This window comes from Streptococcus sp. 5004, assembly GCF_013276755.1.
Classification (GTDB): Bacteria; Bacillota; Bacilli; order Lactobacillales; family Streptococcaceae; genus Streptococcus.
On sequence record NZ_VMLP01000023.1, the window covers coordinates 82,906 to 104,732 of the forward strand.

Genomic DNA, 21,827 nt, shown 5'->3' on the forward strand with positions numbered 1-21,827 from the left:
CTTAAATTTTTTCACCATCTTCTTTTTCTTTAGCGATTTGCTCTTTGATTTTCTTTTCTTCTTCTTCTTTGCGGCGTTTTTCTTCTTCGATACGGCGACGTACTGCTTCACGTTTCCCTTCTGGGTCTGGATGAATTGTTACGTTGCCTGATTCGATTTCTTCTAGAGCGCGAAGAGTTGATTTTTCAGACTTGAAACCTTGAGTTGCTGGCGCACCTGCTTCCAATTCGTGGGCACGTTTTGCTTCCAAGATTACGAGTGAATATTTTGAAGGAACCTTGTCGAGCAAGGTATCAATAGAGGGTTTTAACATCATTTGCTTGTACCTATTTTCTAAATTTTATCGAGTAGTTGGAGACTTTGGTAACATCTCCTGATAGTGACCAATGACACGATCCACACGGAAGTGCTCTGCTTCGATCACACGTTTGACACGCTCAGCAGCTAGGGGCACCTGATCGTTGACAATCGCATAATCATACTCACGCATGAGAGCAATTTCTTCCTTGGCCTTTTCGATTCGTTGGGCAATCACTTCTGCACTATCTGTTCCACGTCCTACCAAACGATCTTGTAATTCATCCAAATCTGGTGGTGTCAGGAAGATAAAGACAGCATCTGGAACCTTTTTCTTGACCTGAAGAGCACCCTGAACCTCAATTTCAAGGAAAACATCGATTCCCTTGTCCAAGGTTTCATTGACATAGGTCAGAGGAGTTCCATAGTAGTTGCCGACATATTCTGCGTATTCCAACATCTGTCCTTGACGAATCAGCTCTTCAAACTCTTCGCGAGTACGGAAGAAATAGTCAACACCGTCCACTTCTCCAGGACGTTGTGCGCGTGTCGTCATCGATACAGAGTATTGAAATTGATTTTCAGAACTCTCAAAAATCTCTCTTCTAACCGTTCCTTTGCCAACCCCTGAAGGACCAGAAAAAACGATTAGTAAGCCTCGGTCTGCCATTGTGTCTCCTTTTAGTCAGTCTGTAAAAATAAAATAAAATCTTCCTTCAGATAGTAGCATTTTACACAAACTATCCTTCTACAGTCTTTCTATCTAGTGTAACAAAAAAGCAGTAATTTTTCAACTGCTCTTTCTTATTTATTTAGCATAATCTACTGCACGAAGCTCGCGAATCACGGTTACCTTGATATTTCCTGGGTAATCGAGATTGTTTTCAATTTTCTCACGAACTTTGTGAGCTAAGATTGTGACTTTGTCGTCCTTGATTTGTCCTGGATTGACCATGATACGGATTTCACGACCTGCTTGAAGGGCAAAGCTATTTTGTACCCCTTCAAAGCCGTTAGCAATTTCTTCCAAATCATGGAGACGCTTGATATAGCTTTCAAGAGACTCACTACGAGCACCTGGCCGGGCTGCACTCAAGGCATCTGCCGCAGCAACGATCACTGCAATGACACTTTCTGCTTCGACATCGCCGTGGTGGCTAGCGATCGTATTCACCACAACTGGGTGTTCCTTGTACTTACGTGCCAATTCCATACCGATTTCAACGTGGCTACCTTCAACCTCGCGGTCAATAGCTTTTCCGATATCGTGAAGGAATCCAGCACGACGGGCAAGAGCCGCATTTTCACCAAGTTCGCTGGCCATGATACCAGCCAACTTAGCAACCTCAATCGAATGACGCAAGACATTTTGTCCATAAGAAGTACGGAACTGCAAACGTCCCATAATCTTCATCAAGTCTGGATGAAGGTTTGGCGCACCAATCTCATAGGCTGCTGCCTCACCGTATTCACGGATCTTATTGTCAATCTCTTGACGGTTTTTCTCAACCAACTCTTCGATACGAGCTGGGTGGATACGACCATCTTTGAGCAACATTTCCATAGTCATACGTGCAATCTCACGACGAATCGGGTCAAATCCTGACAAGGTCACCACTTCTGGCGTATCGTCGATAATCACATCGACCCCTGTCAAACTTTCAAAGGTACGAATGTTACGACCTTCACGACCAATAATGCGTCCCTTCATAGTATCATCTGGCAGATGAACTGTTGAGTTTGTCGACTCCGCTACATATTCACCAGCGATACGTTGCATAGCTTGAACCAGGATGTCCTTGGCCATTTTGTCAGAACGTTCCTTGACCTCTTGCTCAGCTTCGCGAATGCGGCTAGCAATCTCCTTGGTCAAGTTTTCCTCTGTCTGTGCCAAGATAATATCTCGTGCTTCTGCCTGAGACAGGGCACCAATACGCTCTAGTTCTGCTTCTTTTTGTCTTTCGACTTCCTCTAATTGCTCTTCACGCGCATCAAGGTTTTTCGCTCTATCAGAAATACTTTGTTCTTTTTGTTCAAGTGTTTGTTCTTTACTCGTCAAATTGTCGTCCTTACGGTCAAGGCTAGTAGCTCTCTCTGTCAAACGACTTTCGATTTGTTTGAGTTCTTGACGTTCTGATTTGAATTCAGCGTCCACTTCTTCACGGTATTTTCTGGCTTCTTCTTTGGCCTCCAATAGTGCTTCTTTTTTAAGAGACTTGCTTTCACGTTTGGCTTCATTAACAAGTAAATCCGCTTCACGCTCAGCTTGTCCACGTAAATTAGTTGCTTCTTGTTCAGCATTTAAAAGCATCAACTCTGCAGCTTCCTGAGATGATTTCATCTTAGCTGAGATGCTGACATATCCAATGACTAAACCAATGATGACGGCAAAAACAGCAATCGCAAGCGACATGATTTCCATGTTTTTACCTCATTTTATTGTTATTCCGAATGACATACATTCTTTTACATTCTACCATAAAAAAGTGATTTTCACAAACCTAAAATAGAATATGTTTTGGGGAAATTAGCGTGAATTTTAAGATTACACTTCTTCGGATCCCTTCAAACTTTTGAACACATCATCAATAAATATATCTGCTAATCTCTTCTTGAAAGAATCATTATTTAATAGAGCACCAAATAAATCTTGACTCTGAGAGTATCCTTCTATAAGAGCATTGTCAATCTCTTCTTCAAAAGCAAAAACGAAATCTTCTCTAGAGTTGACACGAGCAGATTGCTTTAGTCTCGGATTCTTTTTCATCAATTCACGAATGGATACCGCTCCACTTAGACCGACTTGGTGATCAATACCCAAATCCAACTGTTCGTTAATTTCATCTAAGATTTCAGATAAACGCTTCTCCTGGTCAGTCGTAACACCTCCAGTACTTGGCTTGGTAAGTATTAACTCTGGATGATATTCCAATTCAGAAACTGACCTGAAAGAACCTGTTTGCTTATGTTTCATATAGTCCACTACGATCTTATCTGCGATTGTAAAATCATCTCCTCCAATGCGAACATCAATCATCTTGACAAGACTTTGCAGATAATTATAACGTTCGTGTAGAACTTCATTTTGATAAGCAGTTGCCTGAATCAAGAAAGTATACATTCTAAGAAAACCTCGAATAACCTTTCGAATAGAAAGTAGTTCTTTCTCATCAAACCGTCTAACTCTATCATAACCTTGATTTAACAGAGAAACCATCTTTTGCTTTTCTCTGCTGTTTCTCTTTTCTTGGTATAAGAATTGATTAAACTCATGAACAACATTACTGTCCAAGATACCATACTCATCAATTTTCCGATCCAAGGTCAAGACATCGCTAGGTGTGACTGTATCTGCTAAAATAGTCTCACGGTAGTAGGGAGAAAAAGCTGAGCGAATATCGTCATAAGTATTTTTAAAATCAAGGATAAAGGTCTTCTTGTTGTAGCCTCTATAGATACGATTCAAACGAGACAATGTTTGCACCGCAGCAACACTTCGCAACTTTTTATCCACATACATAGCAACCAGTTTTGGTTGGTCAAACCCTGTCTGATACTTATTTGCCACAATCAGGATTTGGTAGTCTTCCGTATCAAAATGATCTTTCAAATAATCTTCCTTGACCTGATTCATTTGCGACTCAGTATATTCACTACCTTGATAATCAACCTTGCCAGAAAAGGCAATCAGGGATCCAATACTAGTGATACTGTGGTCTTTGAAGTACTTTTGAAAGGCCAATTGATACTTAACTGCTGCCTCACGACCCGAAGTCACAATCATAGCCTTACCTTGACCACCCAATTCAGCCATAATATCATGACTGATAAAGTGATCCATGATAATTTCAACCTTTTGATTGATATTTTCATCAGATAATTCTACAAACTTTGCAATCTTACGCTTAGCAAGAGTCGTTTTTAGCTCAGGATCTTCTTCAACTGCTTTATTGAGCTTGTAATAGGTCTTATAAGTCGTATAGTTATCTAAAACATCTAGAATAAAACCTTCCTCAATAGCTTGCTTCATACTATAAACATCAAAAGGAGCTTTAGAACCATCTGCTTGTGTTGTCCCAAATAGCTGTAGAGTTGTCGCCTTGGGAGTTGCGGTGAAGGCAATGATTGAGACATTGTCCTGCTTACCTGTCCGAGCAATCTCCTGCTCGATAGCATCCGCAACACTTACTTCTTGAATCTCATCGATAGTTCCATCTTCTGTATCTGTTTCTGTCAAGACTTGACTAACCGAACTCATATAGGATCCTGTCGTTGAACTGTGGGCTTCATCAATCAGGATGGCAAATTTCTTTTTCGCAGTGTTCCCTACAGACATCCAGTTGGATTGGTTGATTTGGGCAAACTTATGAATCGTCGTAGCTATGATTTTTGTATTTCCTGCAATCGCATCTGCTAAGTCACTGGAGGTTTCTTTGTCGCCCATTACCTTGACCACTCCAGGCTTGTGGGAGATTTCCTTGACTGCTTCTTGCAATTGACGGTCAACTACGATACGGTCTGTTACGATTAATACAGTATCTACGATGTTTTGATTCTGATCATCATGAAGAGAAACTAAGCTGTGAGCCAACCATGCTATGGTATTGGTTTTACCAGAACCAGCCGAATGCTGAATCAGATAATTACTGTCAGTATGGTTGACTTTCATGTCCTCTAGGAGACGGCTAACTGCTCTTCGCTGATGGTATCTCGGGAAAATCAGGGTCTTCTTTTTATGCTTATCCATCTCAAAAAAGATAAAACTCTCTATTAACTGGAGAATACTATCCTTGGTCAAGACATCAAGCCACAAGTAGTCTGTATCGACACCATCAGGGTTGTGAGGGTTGCCACTTCCCATCTCAATACCTTCCCCTTTCCCCACATTAAAAGGTAGAAAATAGGTTTCTTGTCCTTTCAATTGCGTCGTCATATAGACTTCTAGGGTATCCACTGCAAAGGAAGCCAAGACTCCCTGTTCAAAACGGAAAAGACGATTCTTAGGATTGCGTCCCTTGAGCTGCCTGATAGCATCCTGTACAGACTGACCACTGGGATTAAACTTAAGTTCGATAGCAAATAGTGCTAATCCATTGATAAAGATAACAAGGTCAATGCGGTCGCTCTCCTCGTAAACCACTTCTTCCATAACAGATAGACAATTGGCTTGGTATTGTTGAACAGCCTTTTCATTAAAACTAGTCGCAGGTTTACGATAAAGAAGACGAAGTTGTTTATTTTCAATAAAGACACCCTCTTTTAAGGCGAATAAAAAGCCACCCTTGACGATTTCTTTATTAATCAGATTGACGATTGTCTCCTTGCTAAGCTTTTTAAGGAGATAGTCCATGGTCTCCTCTTGGGTCTCCATCAGAAAATTCCATAGGAGTTCCACATCCATGGCTAATCTAGGATCGTAGCAAGTAGCGTCCCGCTGAATATAGTCATTCTTATCTCTCAAATCTTTGATAATCCACTGCTGGAAATCATAGCGCTCCTTCAAGCCCAAATTCGCCATAGTTTCTCACTTTCTTTTTCTATAATTCAATTAAAATTTCGTTACAATACAAATTTAAAGTTTACAATGAATTTCTTAAAATCTAAAAATGATAAAACAGATATTTTATTGTACTTCAATATTATCTTTTTTATCTTTCTGACGTTTATCTGCAAGTGAATCTTCGTATTCATTTTTAGCAATACCCAATTTCTTTGCATTTGTAATCACAGAAACAAAGGCCTCAAGAGACTCTGCTGTTAGATATATCTCTTTACTTTTTTCATTAAAAGTGAAAGGTGTTTGAAAAAACTGTCCTGATAATTCATTCGCTTTCTTTACACATTCCCATTCATAGCTCGATGCTTCATTAGTATATTTTGCAAGCAAATTAATCAATTTACGATGACTTTTTAATTTAGCTTTTATTTTTTCAGATTCTTCATCAGATACTTTCACTTTAAAATCCCTAGATAATTTAAACAGTGGTTCTTTATTATTATCAGATAAAAATTTCTCATAATTCTCTTCAGCCTTGATTATTTTTGACTCATTAAAACCAAACATAATTTCATAATCCTGAACATTAAAGATATATTGTACAGTTTCATTGTTTTCAGTTTTTTCAGCATAACTTATGATGAACGGAAGACTTCTTCCCTCATTTTTTTCTATATCAACTATTCTAACTTTTCCAGAAGTAACAGTAGCAATAAATCTAGTTTCTAATTTCGCGGCTCGAATTGATTTCAAAAAATATTTGTACTGTACACCATCAATTTCTTCACAAACTAGATATAGTCGTATATCTTCAAAGTTCTTTAGAGGAGGTAAATCTGTTTCTAATTGAGATGAGACTAATTGTATTCTATCTATTTCAGACTGGAGACTCTCATCAACCTTTCTATAAAATGGAACTTCCGTATTATTCCCATTCGTTTCAACATTTTGTAATGACTCAATTGATTCTTCAAATTTTTCTTTTAAAGTTAATTTCTTAGAATTTTGATTATTAGCAATTTGATTATTAGCAATTTGAATATTATCTACATAAACATTAGCTTCGTCTGAGATAACTTTTCTAAAATTTTTCAATTTCCCAAGTGACTTACCTCGTCCAGCCTGCCAGCCAATTGCATATATTTCTACCATTCTACTCTCCTATTTCATCGTTTAATACTTCTTGATCAAAAAAAACAAATGTTCTTGCCATTGTACCAGTGTTTCCTAGAGTACAAATCCTTTTCACACCAGAAAATGCAGCCGAGTCTTTTCGAAAGAAAAATATATTGTAGTTATCTTTTGTTACTAATAAATTGATACCAAAAATAGGTAATATCAAGTTTGGAAAAATATCATTGCTAAGCATTAATAACACAAAAAAGAAAACAATAATTATAATTGCTGCTAGAGCACTAACTCCATTCATAAATTTCAAAACTAAAGAGGGTACAATGGTTGACGATACAAAGGATATGAATCCTGGATTTATTTTTGGTCCGTCTTGAATATCAATCACTTTGCCTTGAGAATTATTTTTCAACGTGACCTTAGATACATTAAAATTTAAAACAATATTTTTAACAATATTTTCTTCACTCCTCCGTCCGTTGATATATCCACGTATACTGTAAATTGATATTAGCATTATAGAAAGTAATACTGATAACATAAGAAAATGCCACAAGTTCCTACTTAAATAACAAGGTAACGACTCAGTCTCTTTTAATAAAAAATGATGAATATCTACTAATGAAAAATAAATCAATAAAAATGCTGGAAAAAATGCGGTAAAAAAGTAAGCTAAACGAAATTTTAAATCAGTTCCAAATAGCAATCCTACACCCTCCTCTTCCCTGTCACATAATCATAAATAAGAGTTTGTCGTTGTTTGTTAATATTTTTAATTTGCTGATTCTTGATTTGTATAAGGTTATCAATTTGAGCGGTTTTTTCATCCAAAAGATTAGCAATTTTTTGTTGCTCAACAAGGCTTGATGGAAAAGTAATTTTCATATTTTTTATATATTCCCAACTTGCTCTAGGCATTTTACTACCATAAGTAGAAGTATTAACTTCTTCAATAAAACTATCACTTTGAATAGCATAGTAGAGAAAATTCATGTCTAATTCTGAAGATTGAAACACAAGAAATTCTGAACTAGCTGTTGAAGGGAAGGTAGCTCGCCAATATTTTCTCAAATATGGTCTCAGCTTTCCAAATAAAACATCTCCAATTTCGACTACAATATTCTCACTCTTATCAACTTGTATACCAGTTTCAACAAATTTCCCAGTTTGACTTTCTATATTTTCTAATCCTATGTAAGGTATAGAAGAGTCTGTTATTCTTTTTTCACTTCGAGTAGTTACTAAATATCTTATTTTAGAAATCTCCCATCCTTCAGGCACCTGTCCAATCCAGTTGATTCCTGAATCCTTCATAGGGACTGTTTTATCCAATCCTTTTGTGACGGTTTCATAAATCAAGCTAGCTCGGTAGTCTTTGAGTTTTTGAATTTGCTTCTCTAGTAGTACTTTCACCTTATCCATCTGGGCAGTTTTCTTGTCTAGGAAATCAGCGATTTTTTGTTGTTCATTTTTTTGGGGAAAGGTAAAAGTAAATTCATCAAATACATTTTGATATAAATGTAAAATAGTGCTAGCTCCTGAATTTGTATAGTTAAACCACATCCAAAATTCATCTGACAGTAAAACATAGTATAAAAATCTTCTATCAATCTCATCAATTGTTTGGATTCTTAACACACCACTATTTAACGAAGCTTTATCATCAAGCCCTGAAATAATAGCTACTTTACCTACCGTACCATCTTTCGTAATTAGTAAGTCACCATTTTCAACTTGAATCTGTGAAGCTTCTGACCAACGTTTTTCATCAATATGTACAGCTGTTTCAAAATTAATTGTTCCATTGTGAAAGTCAGTTCCAGTAATTAAATATGGTCCTTCTTCTTTATATTCAGCTGATGTTAATCCTTGCCAACCAATTCTACCATTAAGCTGTGTTGTGAATTTTATTTTAGAAATCTCCCACTCTTCTGGTATCTGTCCGATCCAGTCAATGCCACTCTCTTTCATCCTAGTCATGTTTTAGTTCCTCCAAGAGAGTCTGTAGTTCTGCTTCCAAGTCATAGAACTCTGCCAATAACTTCTCAGCACTCTCTGGTGCTTGGTAGTGATAGAAATAGCGGGTAAAAGGAATCTCGGCTCCATAGCCCTTTTCCTCATCAAACCAGTAGTGGGCGTCAGGTACATGGGGATAGACCTCACGCGCAAAGTAGGTTTCCACATCCTCTGTCAGCTTAACGATTTCACTGTCCTTGGTGGTCTTATCATAGACAATCCCATCGGCAATCTCATTTGCCTTGTCTTTCCTCTTGGTTCGGATAACTTCTGCTGTTTTGTCCATTTCACTCATAGCTAAGGCTAGCGCATTGACATTGGCAGGCGTAAGCTTAAACTCTCCCAGCAAGTCCTTGATGACTTGGGCAAAGTTCTCAAAGTTAGGATAGGTCTTATCAGAGCTTCCCTTAGCAAGAGCTGTCAGGATAGCTTCTTGCTTGATCTTACCAGCTACAAGATCCTGTAATTTTTTCTCATCCTTGGCTGAACGTGGTTCCATCTCTAGCAATTCTTGGTACTTGTATTCATCAAATAGTTTAGCTAGGAAAGGAACGCTTTTCGCTTTCTCAATTGTTTCTTCGCTTATCTGGCCACGACGTTGCAGAGGTTGCATAACTGTAAACTCTCGATAGAGAAACTCTTGATTGTCAAAGATTTTTACATGGTCATTTTCTTGAAAATCATCGTACCAGCGAAGGATCTGACGGATATTATCTTGGGACAACTCACGGCGTTTTTGACCTAGAGATTTACGTAGAGGAATAAACTCCTCCGTCGCATCGATAAATTGAACCTTATTCTGGCGCTCAGGAGACTTGTTTTTATTATAAATCCAGATATAAATCCCAATCCCTGTGTTATAGAAAAATTGACCTGGAAGAGCGACTATAGCTTCTAGCAAATCATTCTCAAGGATATAACGGCGAATCTGACTTTCTCCCGATGATGTCCCACCTGAAAAGAGGGGAGACCCATTTGAAATGATGGCTGCACGACCATTTTCTTCTAATTTTGCAAGAGCATGAAGATGGAAGAGTAGTTGAGCATCTCCAGTTCCTGGAGTCGCGACAAAACGACCTTGACGACCTTCTGTTTTGTCAAAGAGTTGATGATCTTTCTTAACTGCATCCTCAACCCCATCATCCGCATCCTTACCACCCCAAGCTTGACCGAAGGGAGGGTTAGCGATGACAAAGCTCATTTTAGTATCTGGGAAAGGATCTGGATCTTTTAAGGTATCTACCTTCACGAAATAGTCAGAGTCTTCCTGACGAATTAGCATATCTGCACGACCAATCCCAAAGGTTTCAGGTAAAACTTCCTGACCAAAGAGTCGGACAGTGGCTCCTGTATTCAACTGACGGATATAGCTTTTAGCTGTAGCCAGCATTCCCCCAGTTCCAGCCGCCATGTCTAGTATTTTCAACTCTTTTTTATCAACAAAAAGTTCTTCGTCTGCCTCAATCAAGAGGAGGTTGACCATCAGAGCAATAACCTCACGAGGGGTATAGTGAGACCCCGCTTCCTCATTTTCAGAAAATCGGCGGATGATATCCTCGAACATGTATCCCATACGCATAGAGTCGACTGAACTTGGAGACAAATCAATTTGAGAGAACTTTTTAATAACCGTGAAAAGGCGACCACTCTGGGCCAGGGTACGGACTTGCTCTTTAAATTTTAGGTTTTCAATGATGTCCTTGACACGATAGGAATAGCCATCCAGATAGGCTAGAAAATTCTCCTCGATTGCATTTGGATCGTTTTGAAGATTTTCCAACGTAAAAGGACTAACATTGTAGTAACGATAGCCTGAAAGTTTCTCCAACACTTTCTCAGGTGTATTGGGATTTGCTTTGTATTGTGCTACCACCTGATCCTTGGTTGGCAGCAAGGCAGCTTCTAAACGAGTCAGGACAAACATTGGAATAATGACATCGCGATACTTATCTGCTCGATAAGCTCCTCTAAGAGTGTTAGCGATAGACCAAACCGTATTGACATCATTAGAAATTTGGATGTCATTTGCTTGGAATAGTGGTAATTTTTCTTTGAAACTAGACATTTACTTCCCCTGTTTTTATTATTAACAATTCTCTTCATTATACCACAAATTAAGAGTTATAAAGCGGATTCAAGGGTAAAGATCGAAGTTCATATACTAATTTTTTTACTGAGTTTTTGTCTTTTGTATTAAGGATTCTGGCATTTTCCAAAAAACTTTATCTTAAACTTACTAATAAAAATTTAAAAAATAAAAAGCCTACTTCGCAGTAGACTCTAGTAATGATCTTTAAAGGACAAGAAAGCCACGCTATCTCCATCCATCATATAAATCAAGCGATTTTCTGCGTCGATACGACGTGACCAGGCTCCTTGGTAGTCATACTTGAGTGGTTCTGGCTTACCTATTCCTGTAAAGGGATCACGTTGAATATCCTTGATTAGTTTATTGATTCTTTTTAACGTTTTCTTGTCCTGAGTTTGCCAGTAGCAATAATCTGCCCAGGCATCTTCTGTAAACTTGAGCAGCATTCATCACTCCTCAATCACATGTACCTGAGTGCTTCCAGCACGGACTTGAGCCATTCCTCGCAAAACCTTGTCTGATAACTCCTTATTTTGAACGATTCTCAGGGTTTCCTGAATACTGTCCCATTCGCTCTTTGAAAGAACTACAATGTCCTCATCTGGATTTTTATTAAGCACCGTTAAAGGCTCAAATTCATCATTGACCTTCTTCATGTAGTCTTTTAAATGATTTCGGAATGTTGAGTAAAGAACTGCTTCCATAACCATACCTCGTTTTACCTCTTTTCCACTATTATACACGAAAAGAAAGAAATTGTCAGAAACTTGTACAAGATTTTCTTTTTCTATCTATTTATTCGTAAAAAATCTCAAAAAGCCTACCTTTCAGTAGACTTAGTTTGTTTCTATTCTTATTGGCACTCTTCCAAAATTCTGGTCTGCTATACTTGGATTTCCTAGTTGGTAAATCTGGTCTGCTTTTTGGGTCATAGCATCCCAAGGTTCTCTGCCAATTCTGCTGACTAGATTGACCTGCCCTTTCAGAGACTTGAGATGTTGTCTGCCTTTTTCGGTAAAACCAAGGACATGAATGGCTTCTGGCAAGTCATTTTCTCTAGCCTGCACCAAAATATAAGTCAAAAGACGTCTGACACGCGCCTTGGTGTAACGCTTGGTCGCAACCACCTCAACCAAGTCTCCCACAGACTGGGCTGTCTTGATGGCTTCCTTAATGCGTACTACCATTTCTTGATTAACCTGATAGACGGTGGTTAGGTCGGGATTTGACAAAATTTGATATCGGAGAAAGGGAAAATAGTCTTCCCAGCTCACCTTACTGGCCTGCTCAAATAGGGCAATAGAAGGCATAAAGCGTTCTAAGAAATCTTGATCCTTCTGGTGCTGACGAAGAGCTGTCGCTGAAGCAAAGTCCACATCTTTATCCACAGAATGGTAACCAGCCCCCTGACGCTGAATCGGATGCAGCCTGATATTTCGTCCTGCAACCGCCTTGGCATAAGCAAGAGCAAGGACATGATTGGGCGTATTGCCTGAAAAATCAAGACCTGCAAATTCCTTCCACATGGCTTGGGTTTTCTGGGGATAAGAGAGGGAATCAGGCAGATTTTCCACAAATTTCTCCATCTCAGCCCCCTGCTCTGTGTATAAGTCAGCGATTTTCTGGTAATCCAGAATTTCCTCCGTCCCAAATGCTAAAGTATCAATGCCCAACCGAGCCAAGATAGCCACAGCTCCTTGGCCGAAGAAATCCGCCGCCTGAACACTGACTAAAAAGGGCAATTCCACTACCAAGTCTGCGCCATTTTCCAGCGCCATCTGGGCTCGTGTCCACTTGTCAACGATAGCAGGCTCTCCTCGCTGCATAAAATTACCAGACATGGCAACGATTTTCAGTCCCTCAGCCTGATCCAGCAGGTATTTATGCCCATTATGAAAAGGATTAAACTCCGCGATAATACCTGTGATGGTCATAGTGATCTCCTACTTCTGCGCGACAAAAAACCAACGGGTGCTAGTTTCTGTTGGCTCCTTGTCCTCAAAGTCCGCATAGAGTTTGAAAGACTTAAATCCAGCCTGCTCCAGCAAAATATCATAGGTCAGAACCTCATAAGTCCTCTCCTCATGCACTTCATCGTGGCGACTAAAGGAACCGTCTGCCTCCTTGATAAAGAAAGTCAGCTCATGCACGATGGAGTGAGGAGCTTCGTCCTCGTAGGTATCCCAGAGCATGGCGAAATCTTCCGCATTTTCATGATAGGAATAGCCTGGAAAAACTTCATCTGTCTGGTAGGTCGAATGTACATCAAATATGAAAATTCCGTCTTCGTTTAGGGCATTATAAACTTCTTTAAAAACATCCCCGACTTCTACTTCATCCTGCATGTAGCAGATTGAGTCCGAATAACAAGTGACAAAATCATATTGACCTGCCTTGGACAAATCCAGCATATTGCCTTCAATAAAGTCAATCTTTTGTTTAGCTGAAGAAGCTCTCTTCTCAGCAATCTTCAACATATCCCCACTCAAGTCAAGTCCAGTCACATCAAAACCAGCCTGAGAAAAGCGCACAGACTGTATACCTGTCCCACAAGCCAATTCCAAAAGTTTCTTTCTCTCCTTGGTCTTAGGCAAGTGACGCAGAGAAAAATCCGTCCATTTGTCGTATAAACTATCGTCCATGACTGCATCATAGACCGCCGCAAAGGTTTCATAAGTTGCCATAATCATGATACCAAGAGCCTCCATGGCAAACACCACTCGCCCTTTACCTTTCTATCCAATTTTCTAAAATAAGCAAAGAAACCCAGTTGACTACAACTGAGTTCAATTGTACACTATAGTCTTTTCGTTTGCTTTTAGTACTAGGCAACGAGTTGCAGGCATAACTGGAGTTAGGCAAAACGAGTTAACGCCGTAATAAAAGATAAAGGAAAAGACTATAAAGTTTCAGATAAATCTACAGAATGCGCCTCATGCCATAGTTTTTCTAGGTTATAGTGGGCACGCATTTCTTCTGAGAAGATATGCACAACGACAGCACCGAGGTCCAGCAAGACCCATCCTCCAGCTGCATCGCCTTCGATATGGCTGCCTTTAAATCCTGCTTCCGCTACTTTTTCACGGATATTATCAGCGATAGCATCCAACTGGCGGCTATTCATTGAACTAGTGATAACAAAATAGTCCGTCACGCTGGTCAATTCTTGTACGTCAAGTGCGAGGATATCCTCCGCACGTTTCTCATCAGCCGCTTTCACGACTAGTTCTAGTAATTCTTTTTCGTTCATTTAGTCCTCTTTCAAATAGTGCACAAAGGCGTTATAGGTTTCAAGGGTTTGGGGATAAATGGGAAATCCCTGATGAGCTAGATGCTCCACGGTATGAGCTGTTTCGTAGGCCACCGCCTTATTGAGCGATAGCTCAGCAATTTCACGCGCCACATCCACACCTGGAAAGGCCCGATTGTGTTCGATATAGTCTGCGACGTAGATAACCTTATCTAGGTCTGTCATCTGACCAGCCCCAACTGTATGGATTTCAATAGCTCTCAGGATTTCCGAATCATGCAAATTCAAATCTTCCTGAATCTTGTAGATGCCAACCATACCATGCCAGACATTATTGCCCCAGTTTTTGAGATCAGGATCCAGCTGATAACGGTCAATCAAGTCTAGAAATTCCTGATCTGACAGCTTTTTAGCGTAGTCATGAAGAAGGCCTGCTAGTCCTGCTTTCTCGACATCTACTCCAAATCGTTGGGCTAGTTCTATGGCTGCACGCTCCACACCCAAGCAATGGGTTAAGCGCTTTTCAGGCAGAAGCTCTGCCATTTTTTCCAACAAAACATCGCGAGAGCAGTTGATATAGTCTTGATAGGCCATCAGTAGAGTCCCTCTTTCTCGATGTAGCCTAGCACCGGCTGTGGTAGGAGAAAGTTGGGTTTCCGACCTTGAGCAATGAAGTCCCGCACCATGCTGGATGAGATATCCATGAGAGGCACATCCACCCAGATAACTGGATAGGAAGTTCCAGCCTTGTAGCGCGGGCGCTGAACCCCCACAAACTGAACCATATCAACCAGTTCATCAATTCGGTACCACTTAGGCAGATAGTCCACCATGTCGGCACCGATAATAAAGTAATAATCCGTATCTGGATTCTTCTCAGTTAGAAGCTTCATGGTGTCGTAGGTGTAAGAAATACCCTTGCGCTCTAGCTCGATTGTTTCAATGGCTAGCCCTTCAATCCCCTTAATCGCCAATTCAAGCATCTTGAGACGATGGTGTTCAGGGATGGTTTCTTTTTTATCTACGTGAGGAGGTTGGTATTCAGGCATGAGCAGAACCTGGTCCAGCCCCAACTGTTGCCGTACTTGGTCCGCAACGATCAGATGGGCATTGTGAACAGGGTTAAAATTCCCCCCTAAAACCCCGACTTGTTTGCGTTTTTTCTCCTTGATTTCTGGCTCCAACTCTACCTTGGTAAAGGGAGTCAATAATTCGATTGCCATAGGCTAGTCTCCTTTATTTCTCTGTAAAAACAGTTATTGGGAGTAGGTTTTTAGATTTCTTTGACTTTTTTAGAAATCTTGCGATTCTCTTTCTTGCTAGACTGTTTAAACAAAATCAAGATTCGTCCGATTTTTTGGACTGTATCCACACCGATTTCTTCTTCTAAGATTTCAGCTACTTCGTGGATGTTTTCATCAGTATTTTGTAAGAGCGTTACTTTAATCAATTCACGGGCGTCAAGTGCCTGACGGACGCTGGTTTTGATTTGGTCATTCAGTCCATTTTTTCCGATTTGGATGATCGGTTTGAGGGTGTGTGCCTGGCTATTGAGGAAGGCACGTTGTTTTGATGTTAATGACATAATTTCTTTAAAAGAGTTTCTTTTTATACTTTTCTGAAGTGGTGACGGACGTCAGCAAAGTCCTTCGGACTTTCATGACTAAAATTTGAGCCTAAGGTCTCAAATTTTCCGCAGTTGGTACAATCACTTGTACCAACTGACACCACGGCGAAAAGTATTCTCTATAGGCTCGCCCTGCTCGCCCGAATTCAGATAACCCTTTCCTTTCTGTGTTTAAATAATTGCTTTTCGTATGACGACGGCGACGCCTTCTGGTGCCCAGACGGCGACTTTTGCGGTTCCTGTTACGCGGATCCAGCCGAGTCCAGAGATGACTAGGTCTGTCTTTTCCTTGATATTAAAGACATGTTGGACCAACTTTGGAAAATCTTCTTTTTCCTTGCTATTTGGTGGAGTTAGAAGAGTTCCGAGATGCTTGTCGTAGAAAGCACTAGCGCCTTCTAACTTGGTACGATGCAATTTGAGTTCGTTGTCAAAGAAAGCTGTGAATCCTTGCTTCTCACCTGCAATGAAGTCAAAGCGTCCTAGACCGCCTAGAAACAGGGTTTGTTCAGGATTAAGCTGATAGGTTTTAGGCTTGATTTCCTTTTTGGGGCTGACATACTTGAGGTTTTTGGCCGTCAAGTAGTGGGCCATCTGGTGGCGGTGGATAATCCCCGGCGTATCGTAGATATAAGATCCGTCGTCAAGCGGGATCTCGATTTTATCCAATGTTGTCCCTGGGAAGCGCGAAGTCGTAATGACATTCTGATCACCCGTGATTTCTTGGATAATGGCATTGATTAGAGTTGATTTTCCAACGTTGGTTACACCAACGACATATACATCGCGGCCCTTACGGTAATGCTCGATTTTGTCAATGACTTCCTTAATGGCATGTTTGTTTTGAGCTGAAGTTAGGACGACATCAACAGGACGAAGCCCTTCTTCATGGGCACGTTCCATGAGCCACTGGCTAATCTTGCCTGGTTTAACAGACTTGGGCAGAATATCTTTTTTATTTCCTACCAAGAGGACATCATTGCCCGATACAAAGCGTGACAAACCTGGAATGACAGAGCCATTAAAATCAAAGATATCAATGACATTTACCACCAAGGCATCACTGTCTCCCACCTCGTGCAAGAGCTTGAGGAAATCATCGTCCGTCAACTGAACATCCGTGATTTCATTGTAGTGGCGGAGACGGAAACAGCGTTGGCAATAGACTTCGCCAGTATCCAAACCTTTTTCAAGTGCCGACTGGGGAGTAAATCCAAGACCAGCCTTGTCTGTCGTCTGAATGGTTGCTCCACAACCAATACAGAGAATTTCTTCCATAGTTAAATTCCTTTTTTATATGTAATCGGTCCGTACTTTTCCGTTATTTGCTTCATAACACGGCGCTCACGAGCTCGGTTAATCTGCGTTTTGATTGAGTCATGTTGGACCAAGGGTTTGACTAAAATCGAGCGAATACCAGCACGGTGGGCTGCTCGAATATCGGTCATAAGCTGGTCGCCGACCATGACCACTTCACTTTTCTCATAGTGGAATTCCTTCATAGCACGATCAATCCCAAATGTGAAGGGCTTCAAGGCCCAATAAATGTAATCAATTTCAAACTTCTCAACTGCTCTTTGGACGCGTTTCTTAGTGTTATTTGAGACTACGATAATGCGAATGCCCGCGTCCCGAAGATCATGTAGCCATTGTTTCATCTCTGGCGTCCCATCAGGGTTGTTCCAAGCAATGAGGGTATTGTCCAAATCGACCAAAACAGCCTTGATTCCCTGCGCCTGCAGGCTTGGAACTGTCAGATCATAAACTGCTTCCACAGCAAAATCTGGCATGTAGTTTTCAATCGCCATTCTGGCTCCTTTTCTTTTTAATTTCTAGTAATTTTCTTCATCCATTGAGATAAGGCTGCCCATAAAATCAAGCTAGCCATTAAGATATAAATCCAAGCATTTGGCTCTTCTGTAAATGGTAGAGGAACATTCATTCCGAAGAAACCTGTAATAACCGCAAGTACTGCTAGTAAGACGGAGATAATAGTCAAAATTGACAAACTATCATTCAAGTTATTGTTTAGGATGTTGTTGTAAGAAGCTGAGAGTTGTTGCAAGACTTGAGAAATCAAGTCTGTCATAGACACCAACTGATGGGCTTCAATCATGGCATCATCAAACTGCTCTCGTTCGACATCATTAAATCTCCGATAAAGAGCATGGCCCTGGATATGTTCCAAGAGGAGTCGATTTTGTTTTGCTGCTGCTGTCAAGTAAACCATACCAGTCTCCAAGTCAGAGAGAGCGAAGAGATTTTTCTTTGTTGTAGTTTGACGTAGCAAGGCACTAATTTCGTCCTTACTTTTATCCATCTCTTCAATGACAGGATAATAAGCGTTACTGATAATCTCTAAACCAGCAAAGAGAAACTTGTAAATAGAAAGCGACTCATGGCTATCCAGATAAGCTGACATCTGATCAATGACATAAGCATTCTTATGGTTGCTGATGGTAATCATTCGTTGTCTTTCGACGATAAAGGTCATGGGAATCGCTTCATAATATTCTTTGTCTTTTTCTAAATCAAGAACATTATAAATAAAGGTTACCGTCTCCGTTTCACGGTTATAATCCATATGAGCTCGTTCATTTCTATCCAGAGCATACTCAATGGTTTCCTTGTCCAATCCATAGATGTCAGAAAGATCTTCCATATTTTTAATCTTATCCACATCAAGGTCTATCCAAATACAACCATTGCCCAACTGCTTTTCTAAAACCATCTTTTTTTCTCCTTTATTAAACTCTTTCTATTGTACCACAAATTACTTAAAATAACAGGTCTAGTCTGTGCGTGAGAAATTGCTAACAACCGTGATATTTCGGTTAGGGACAAAGTGAAGGGCTTGCTCCTCACTACGAAGCTGGGTCGTACGAATTCCCACGCTGACGACCTTGCCCGATACAGTAATGGGGCCATTTGTCAGAACGACCTCATCTCCCACATCCAGTTGACGTTCAAAGAGGATGAAAAAGCCATTGATGACATCAGATAGAAAGCCTTGGGCTCCCATCCCAATCGCCACCCCAGCGATTCCAGCCCCAGCCAACAAACTAGATACAGGTAAGCCTAAAATCGATAAAATACAGTAGAGTAAAAAGAAATATAGCGTATAATTAAACACATTTTCTAGTAAACGCGCAATAGTCTTTTGGCGTCCGACATCATGATGAGACATTTTTAGAGAAGGTTTGACAATTCTCTGCACCATAGTATGAAGCATTTTTTTAGCAATATAAAATACAATCAAAAGCAGTAAAAGAGAAATGACCTTGGTTAGAATATTCTCGATAATGGTTGTCACATCTAGCTTTTCAATATAAGCTTGAATAAATTTTTGCATATAAAACTCCTTTATTTCATTATACCATATTTTCATCAGTCTCATTCTCCATAAATATTCAAAAAATAGACAGAAAATTCTTGATTTTGTCTATTATTTATACTATAATCATAATCACTACACAAAAAGGAGATTATTATGAAAAGAATCATTCATGCTTGGAACAAGGCAAGCCTTGTCAAGCGTATCTTGATTGGTATGCTTTGTGGGGGAATCCTAGGACTGACCCTTCCTAATCTCTCAGGAATTGGTCTACTCGGGGATTTATTCGTCGGAGGTCTAAAAGCTGTTGCTCCTATCCTAGTCTTTGCCCTCGTTGCCAATGCCCTTTCCCAACATCAAAAGGGGCAAGATAGCAATATGAAAACTGTTGTTTTCTTGTATATCCTAGGAACTTTTGCTGCTGCTCTTGTAGCTGTTGTAGCTAGTTTCATCGTCCCTATTGAAATTACCCTAAATAGTGCCAATACTGAAATTGCACCACCAGATGGGATTGGGCAGGTCCTCAGCAACCTCTTGCTCAAACTGGTTGACAACCCAGTCAACGCCCTGCTTACTGCCAACTACATCGGTATACTATCTTGGGCAGTCATTTTTGGAATTGCTATGAGAGAGGCCAGCAAAAATAGTAAAGAATTACTAAAAACTATCGCTGACGTGACTTCTAAAATTGTCGAATGGATCATCAATCTGGCTCCATTTGGAATCCTTGGTCTTGTTTTTAAAACCATTTCTGACAAGGGAATCGGAAGCCTTGCCAACTACGGTATTTTATTGGTTCTATTAGTAACGACTATGCTTTTTGTTGCCCTTGTGGTCAACCCCTTGATTGCCTTCTTCTTTATAAGACGCAATCCTTACCCTCTAGTTTGGAACTGCCTTCGTGTCAGCGGTGTGACAGCCTTTTTCACTCGTAGTTCTGCGGCTAACATTCCTGTCAACATGAAACTCTGCCATGACCTTGGGCTAAACCCAGATACCTATTCTGTTTCTATCCCACTTGGTTCTACTATCAATATGGCTGGAGCAGCGATTACCATTAACGTTTTGACCCTTGCTGCAGTTAACACTCTTGGAATCCCTGTTGACTTTGCGACAGCCTTTGTTCTCAGTGTAGTAGCAGCTATCTCAGCCTGCGGTGCTTCTGGTATTGCCGGAGGTTCCCTCCTTCTTATCCCAGTTGCTTGTAGCCTTTTCGGTATTTCTAACGATATTGCCATGCAAGTTGTTGGGGTTGGATTTGTGATTGGTGTCATCCAAGACTCATGTGAAACAGCCCTTAACTCTTCTACAGATGTCCTCTTTACCGCCGTTGCCGAATACGCAGCAGCCCGTAAAAAATAACTCATAAAGGCAAGCCTGCTCAGGTTTTGTCTTTTGCTCTTTTATTCTAACTTATACTCTTCGAAAATCAAATTCAAACCACGTCAGCTTCGCCTTGCCGTACTCAAGTACTGCCTACGGCTAGCTTCCTAGTTTGCTCTTTGATTTTCATTGAGTATTATCAGGAAATTCTTATGTCTATTAGCCAACGTACGATCAAGCTCATCTTAGCTACCTGTCTTGCCTGTTTTCTTGCTTATTTTCTCAATCTTTCCTCAGCAGTTTCGGCCGGAATTATCGCTCTCTTGAGCCTATCTGATACGCGTAGAAGTACCTTAAAACTGGCTCGCAATCGACTCTTTTCCATGATTCTAGCTCTGGCTATCGGTGTTCTAGCTTTTCACTTGAGCGGATTTCATATCTGGAGCCTTGGTCTCTATCTTGCCTTCTATGTGCCTCTAGCCTACAAGATGGGCTGGGAAATTGGCATCACACCAAGCACTGTTTTGGTTAGCCACCTCTTGGTGCAAGAGTCAACCTCTCCAGACCTTCTAGTCAATGAATTCCTTCTCTTTGCAATTGGTACAGCATTTGCCTTACTTGTCAATCTCTACATGCTTTCACGAGAAGAGGAAATTCATCACTACCACACATTGGTAGAAGAAAAGTTAAAAGATATCCTCCTACGCTTCAAATACTATTTATCCAGAGGAGACGGACGCAACCGAGCACAGCTGGTAGAAGAATTGGACACGCTTTTGGAAGAAGCACTCAGACTGGTCTATTTGGATCACTCTGACCACCTCTTTCACCAGACCGACTACCATATCCACTACTTTGAGATGAGACAGCGACAAAGTCGTATCCTGCGAAATATGGCCCAGCAAATCAACACCTGTCACCTAGCTGCCAGTGAAAGCCTAATTTTAGCGCAACTCTTTTCAAAAATTGCAGGTCAACTGAGCCAGACCAATCCTGCTTCTGATTTGCTAGATGAAATCGAACGCTATCTGGAAGCCTTCCGTAACCGCAGTCTACCCAAGACAAGAGACGAATTTGAAACCCGCGCCACCCTTCTTCAACTCCTACGTGAAGCCAAAACCTTCATCCAAGTAAAAGTTGATTTTTACCAAAAATATGGACAGTAATACTCTTCAAACTACGTCAGCTTCACCTTGCCGTATATATGTTACTGACTTCGTCAGTTCTATCCACAACCTCAAAACGGTGTTTTGAGCAGCCTGC

Annotated in this window: 22 protein-coding genes; 2 read left to right on the top strand and 20 right to left on the bottom strand. The window is 40.5% G+C overall.

The window, feature by feature from the left end; translation table 11 throughout:
* Window position 1: 1 nt before the first annotated feature.
* The 20 genes from rpoZ to HT685_RS07880 all read right to left on the bottom strand — a co-directional run bounded on the left by rpoZ (window position 2) and on the right by HT685_RS07880 (window position 19,259).
* Complete coding sequence (gene rpoZ / locus HT685_RS07785; protein WP_000979235.1) at window positions 2-316, bottom strand: DNA-directed RNA polymerase subunit omega; 315 nt, start codon at window positions 314-316, stop codon at window positions 2-4.
* Between the two features lie 24 nt (window positions 317-340).
* Complete coding sequence (gmk, locus tag HT685_RS07790) at window positions 341-967, bottom strand: guanylate kinase (protein ID WP_000775041.1); 627 nt, start codon at window positions 965-967, stop codon at window positions 341-343.
* Window positions 968-1,105: 138 nt separating this feature from the next.
* On the bottom strand, window positions 1,106-2,719 hold the full coding sequence (locus HT685_RS07795) for a ribonuclease Y (RefSeq protein WP_000404934.1): 1,614 nt from the start codon (window positions 2,717-2,719) through the stop codon (window positions 1,106-1,108).
* Window positions 2,720-2,842: 123 nt separating this feature from the next.
* Window positions 2,843-5,815 carry a DEAD/DEAH box helicase family protein gene (locus HT685_RS07800; RefSeq protein ID WP_173226853.1) on the bottom strand — a complete coding sequence of 991 codons (2,973 nt, stop codon included), beginning with the start codon at window positions 5,813-5,815 and terminating at the stop codon, window positions 2,843-2,845.
* A gap of 105 nt (window positions 5,816-5,920) precedes the next feature.
* A complete protein-coding gene (locus tag HT685_RS07805; protein ID WP_173279005.1) occupies window positions 5,921-6,946 on the bottom strand; it encodes a hypothetical protein in 1,026 nt (341 codons plus the stop codon).
* A gap of 1 nt (window position 6,947) precedes the next feature.
* Window positions 6,948-7,631, bottom strand: coding sequence for a hypothetical protein (locus tag HT685_RS07810; RefSeq protein WP_173279006.1), 684 nt, complete (start codon window positions 7,629-7,631; stop codon window positions 6,948-6,950).
* Between the two features lie 2 nt (window positions 7,632-7,633).
* Complete coding sequence (locus HT685_RS07815) at window positions 7,634-8,905, bottom strand: restriction endonuclease subunit S (protein ID WP_173279007.1); 1,272 nt, start codon at window positions 8,903-8,905, stop codon at window positions 7,634-7,636.
* Window positions 8,898-11,006: a class I SAM-dependent DNA methyltransferase gene (locus HT685_RS07820; protein WP_173226856.1), complete on the bottom strand. Its 2,109-nt coding sequence runs from the start codon at window positions 11,004-11,006 to the stop codon at window positions 8,898-8,900. The genes HT685_RS07815 and HT685_RS07820 overlap by 8 nt, the downstream gene beginning before the upstream one ends.
* A 215-nt stretch (window positions 11,007-11,221) precedes the next feature.
* Window positions 11,222-11,476: a Txe/YoeB family addiction module toxin gene (locus HT685_RS07825; protein ID WP_000924730.1), complete on the bottom strand. Its 255-nt coding sequence runs from the start codon at window positions 11,474-11,476 to the stop codon at window positions 11,222-11,224.
* A gap of 3 nt (window positions 11,477-11,479) precedes the next feature.
* Window positions 11,480-11,734 carry a type II toxin-antitoxin system Phd/YefM family antitoxin gene (locus HT685_RS07830; protein WP_173226857.1) on the bottom strand — a complete coding sequence of 85 codons (255 nt, stop codon included), beginning with the start codon at window positions 11,732-11,734 and terminating at the stop codon, window positions 11,480-11,482.
* A gap of 132 nt (window positions 11,735-11,866) precedes the next feature.
* On the bottom strand, window positions 11,867-12,964 hold the full coding sequence (locus tag HT685_RS07835; protein ID WP_173226858.1) for a nucleotidyltransferase: 1,098 nt from the start codon (window positions 12,962-12,964) through the stop codon (window positions 11,867-11,869).
* Window positions 12,965-12,973: 9 nt separating this feature from the next.
* Complete coding sequence (locus tag HT685_RS07840) at window positions 12,974-13,714, bottom strand: class I SAM-dependent methyltransferase (RefSeq protein ID WP_173226878.1); 741 nt, start codon at window positions 13,712-13,714, stop codon at window positions 12,974-12,976.
* 215 nt (window positions 13,715-13,929) lie between these two features.
* Entirely contained in the window at window positions 13,930-14,280 is a 351-nt protein-coding gene (rsfS, locus tag HT685_RS07845) for a ribosome silencing factor (protein ID WP_173226859.1), read from the bottom strand.
* Window positions 14,281-14,874, bottom strand: coding sequence for a bis(5'-nucleosyl)-tetraphosphatase (symmetrical) YqeK (gene yqeK / locus HT685_RS07850; RefSeq protein WP_173226860.1), 594 nt, complete (start codon window positions 14,872-14,874; stop codon window positions 14,281-14,283).
* A complete protein-coding gene (locus tag HT685_RS07855) occupies window positions 14,874-15,503 on the bottom strand; it encodes a nicotinate-nucleotide adenylyltransferase (protein WP_173226862.1) in 630 nt (209 codons plus the stop codon). Before HT685_RS07855 ends, yqeK begins: the two co-directional genes overlap by 1 nt.
* 50 nt (window positions 15,504-15,553) lie before the next feature.
* On the bottom strand, window positions 15,554-15,865 hold the full coding sequence (gene yhbY / locus HT685_RS07860; RefSeq protein ID WP_000060169.1) for a ribosome assembly RNA-binding protein YhbY: 312 nt from the start codon (window positions 15,863-15,865) through the stop codon (window positions 15,554-15,556).
* 213 nt (window positions 15,866-16,078) lie between these two features.
* A complete protein-coding gene (yqeH, locus tag HT685_RS07865) occupies window positions 16,079-17,185 on the bottom strand; it encodes a ribosome biogenesis GTPase YqeH (protein ID WP_173226863.1) in 1,107 nt (368 codons plus the stop codon).
* A 2-nt stretch (window positions 17,186-17,187) separates the two neighbouring features.
* Window positions 17,188-17,715 carry a YqeG family HAD IIIA-type phosphatase gene (locus HT685_RS07870; RefSeq protein WP_173226865.1) on the bottom strand — a complete coding sequence of 176 codons (528 nt, stop codon included), beginning with the start codon at window positions 17,713-17,715 and terminating at the stop codon, window positions 17,188-17,190.
* A gap of 17 nt (window positions 17,716-17,732) precedes the next feature.
* Window positions 17,733-18,638, bottom strand: a complete 906-nt coding sequence (locus HT685_RS07875; protein ID WP_173226867.1) for a magnesium transporter CorA family protein — start codon at window positions 18,636-18,638, stop codon at window positions 17,733-17,735.
* Window positions 18,639-18,698: 60 nt separating this feature from the next.
* Window positions 18,699-19,259 (bottom strand): mechanosensitive ion channel domain-containing protein, encoded by a 561-nt coding sequence (locus HT685_RS07880; RefSeq protein ID WP_172922536.1) that lies wholly within the window; start codon window positions 19,257-19,259, stop codon window positions 18,699-18,701.
* Between the two features lie 138 nt (window positions 19,260-19,397).
* Here HT685_RS07880 and sstT point away from each other — a divergent pair, with 138 nt between their 5' ends.
* Both sstT and HT685_RS07890 read left to right on the top strand, forming a co-directional pair.
* Window positions 19,398-20,603 carry a serine/threonine transporter SstT gene (sstT, locus tag HT685_RS07885; RefSeq protein ID WP_173226870.1) on the top strand — a complete coding sequence of 402 codons (1,206 nt, stop codon included), beginning with the start codon at window positions 19,398-19,400 and terminating at the stop codon, window positions 20,601-20,603.
* 173 nt (window positions 20,604-20,776) lie between these two features.
* Entirely contained in the window at window positions 20,777-21,730 is a 954-nt protein-coding gene (locus HT685_RS07890; protein ID WP_173226872.1) for an aromatic acid exporter family protein, read from the top strand.
* Window positions 21,731-21,827 lie beyond the last annotated feature (97 nt).

Bases quoted from the DNA above. Each gene is read 5' to 3' on its own strand.
- rpoZ (WP_000979235.1), bottom strand. From the start codon at position 316: ATGATGTTAAAACCCTCTATTGATACCTTGCTCGACAAGGTTCCTTCA.
- gmk (WP_000775041.1), bottom strand. From the start codon at position 967: ATGGCAGACCGAGGCTTACTAATCGTTTTTTCTGGTCCTTCAGGGGTT.
- HT685_RS07795 (WP_000404934.1), bottom strand. From the start codon at position 2,719: ATGGAAATCATGTCGCTTGCGATTGCTGTTTTTGCCGTCATCATTGGT.
- HT685_RS07800 (WP_173226853.1), bottom strand. From the start codon at position 5,815: ATGGCGAATTTGGGCTTGAAGGAGCGCTATGATTTCCAGCAGTGGATT.
- HT685_RS07805 (WP_173279005.1), bottom strand. From the start codon at position 6,946: ATGGTAGAAATATATGCAATTGGCTGGCAGGCTGGACGAGGTAAGTCA.
- HT685_RS07815 (WP_173279007.1), bottom strand. From the start codon at position 8,905: ATGACTAGGATGAAAGAGAGTGGCATTGACTGGATCGGACAGATACCA.
- HT685_RS07820 (WP_173226856.1), bottom strand. From the start codon at position 11,006: ATGTCTAGTTTCAAAGAAAAATTACCACTATTCCAAGCAAATGACATC.
- HT685_RS07825 (WP_000924730.1), bottom strand. From the start codon at position 11,476: ATGCTGCTCAAGTTTACAGAAGATGCCTGGGCAGATTATTGCTACTGG.
- HT685_RS07830 (WP_173226857.1), bottom strand. From the start codon at position 11,734: ATGGAAGCAGTTCTTTACTCAACATTCCGAAATCATTTAAAAGACTAC.
- HT685_RS07835 (WP_173226858.1), bottom strand. From the start codon at position 12,964: ATGACCATCACAGGTATTATCGCGGAGTTTAATCCTTTTCATAATGGG.
- HT685_RS07840 (WP_173226878.1), bottom strand. From the start codon at position 13,714: ATGGCAACTTATGAAACCTTTGCGGCGGTCTATGATGCAGTCATGGAC.
- rsfS (WP_173226859.1), bottom strand. From the start codon at position 14,280: ATGAACGAAAAAGAATTACTAGAACTAGTCGTGAAAGCGGCTGATGAG.
- yqeK (WP_173226860.1), bottom strand. From the start codon at position 14,874: ATGGCCTATCAAGACTATATCAACTGCTCTCGCGATGTTTTGTTGGAA.
- HT685_RS07855 (WP_173226862.1), bottom strand. From the start codon at position 15,503: ATGGCAATCGAATTATTGACTCCCTTTACCAAGGTAGAGTTGGAGCCA.
- yhbY (WP_000060169.1), bottom strand. From the start codon at position 15,865: ATGTCATTAACATCAAAACAACGTGCCTTCCTCAATAGCCAGGCACAC.
- yqeH (WP_173226863.1), bottom strand. From the start codon at position 17,185: ATGGAAGAAATTCTCTGTATTGGTTGTGGAGCAACCATTCAGACGACA.
- HT685_RS07870 (WP_173226865.1), bottom strand. From the start codon at position 17,715: ATGGCGATTGAAAACTACATGCCAGATTTTGCTGTGGAAGCAGTTTAT.
- HT685_RS07875 (WP_173226867.1), bottom strand. From the start codon at position 18,638: ATGGTTTTAGAAAAGCAGTTGGGCAATGGTTGTATTTGGATAGACCTT.
- HT685_RS07880 (WP_172922536.1), bottom strand. From the start codon at position 19,259: ATGCAAAAATTTATTCAAGCTTATATTGAAAAGCTAGATGTGACAACC.
- sstT (WP_173226870.1), top strand. From the start codon at position 19,398: ATGAAAAGAATCATTCATGCTTGGAACAAGGCAAGCCTTGTCAAGCGT.
- HT685_RS07890 (WP_173226872.1), top strand. From the start codon at position 20,777: ATGTCTATTAGCCAACGTACGATCAAGCTCATCTTAGCTACCTGTCTT.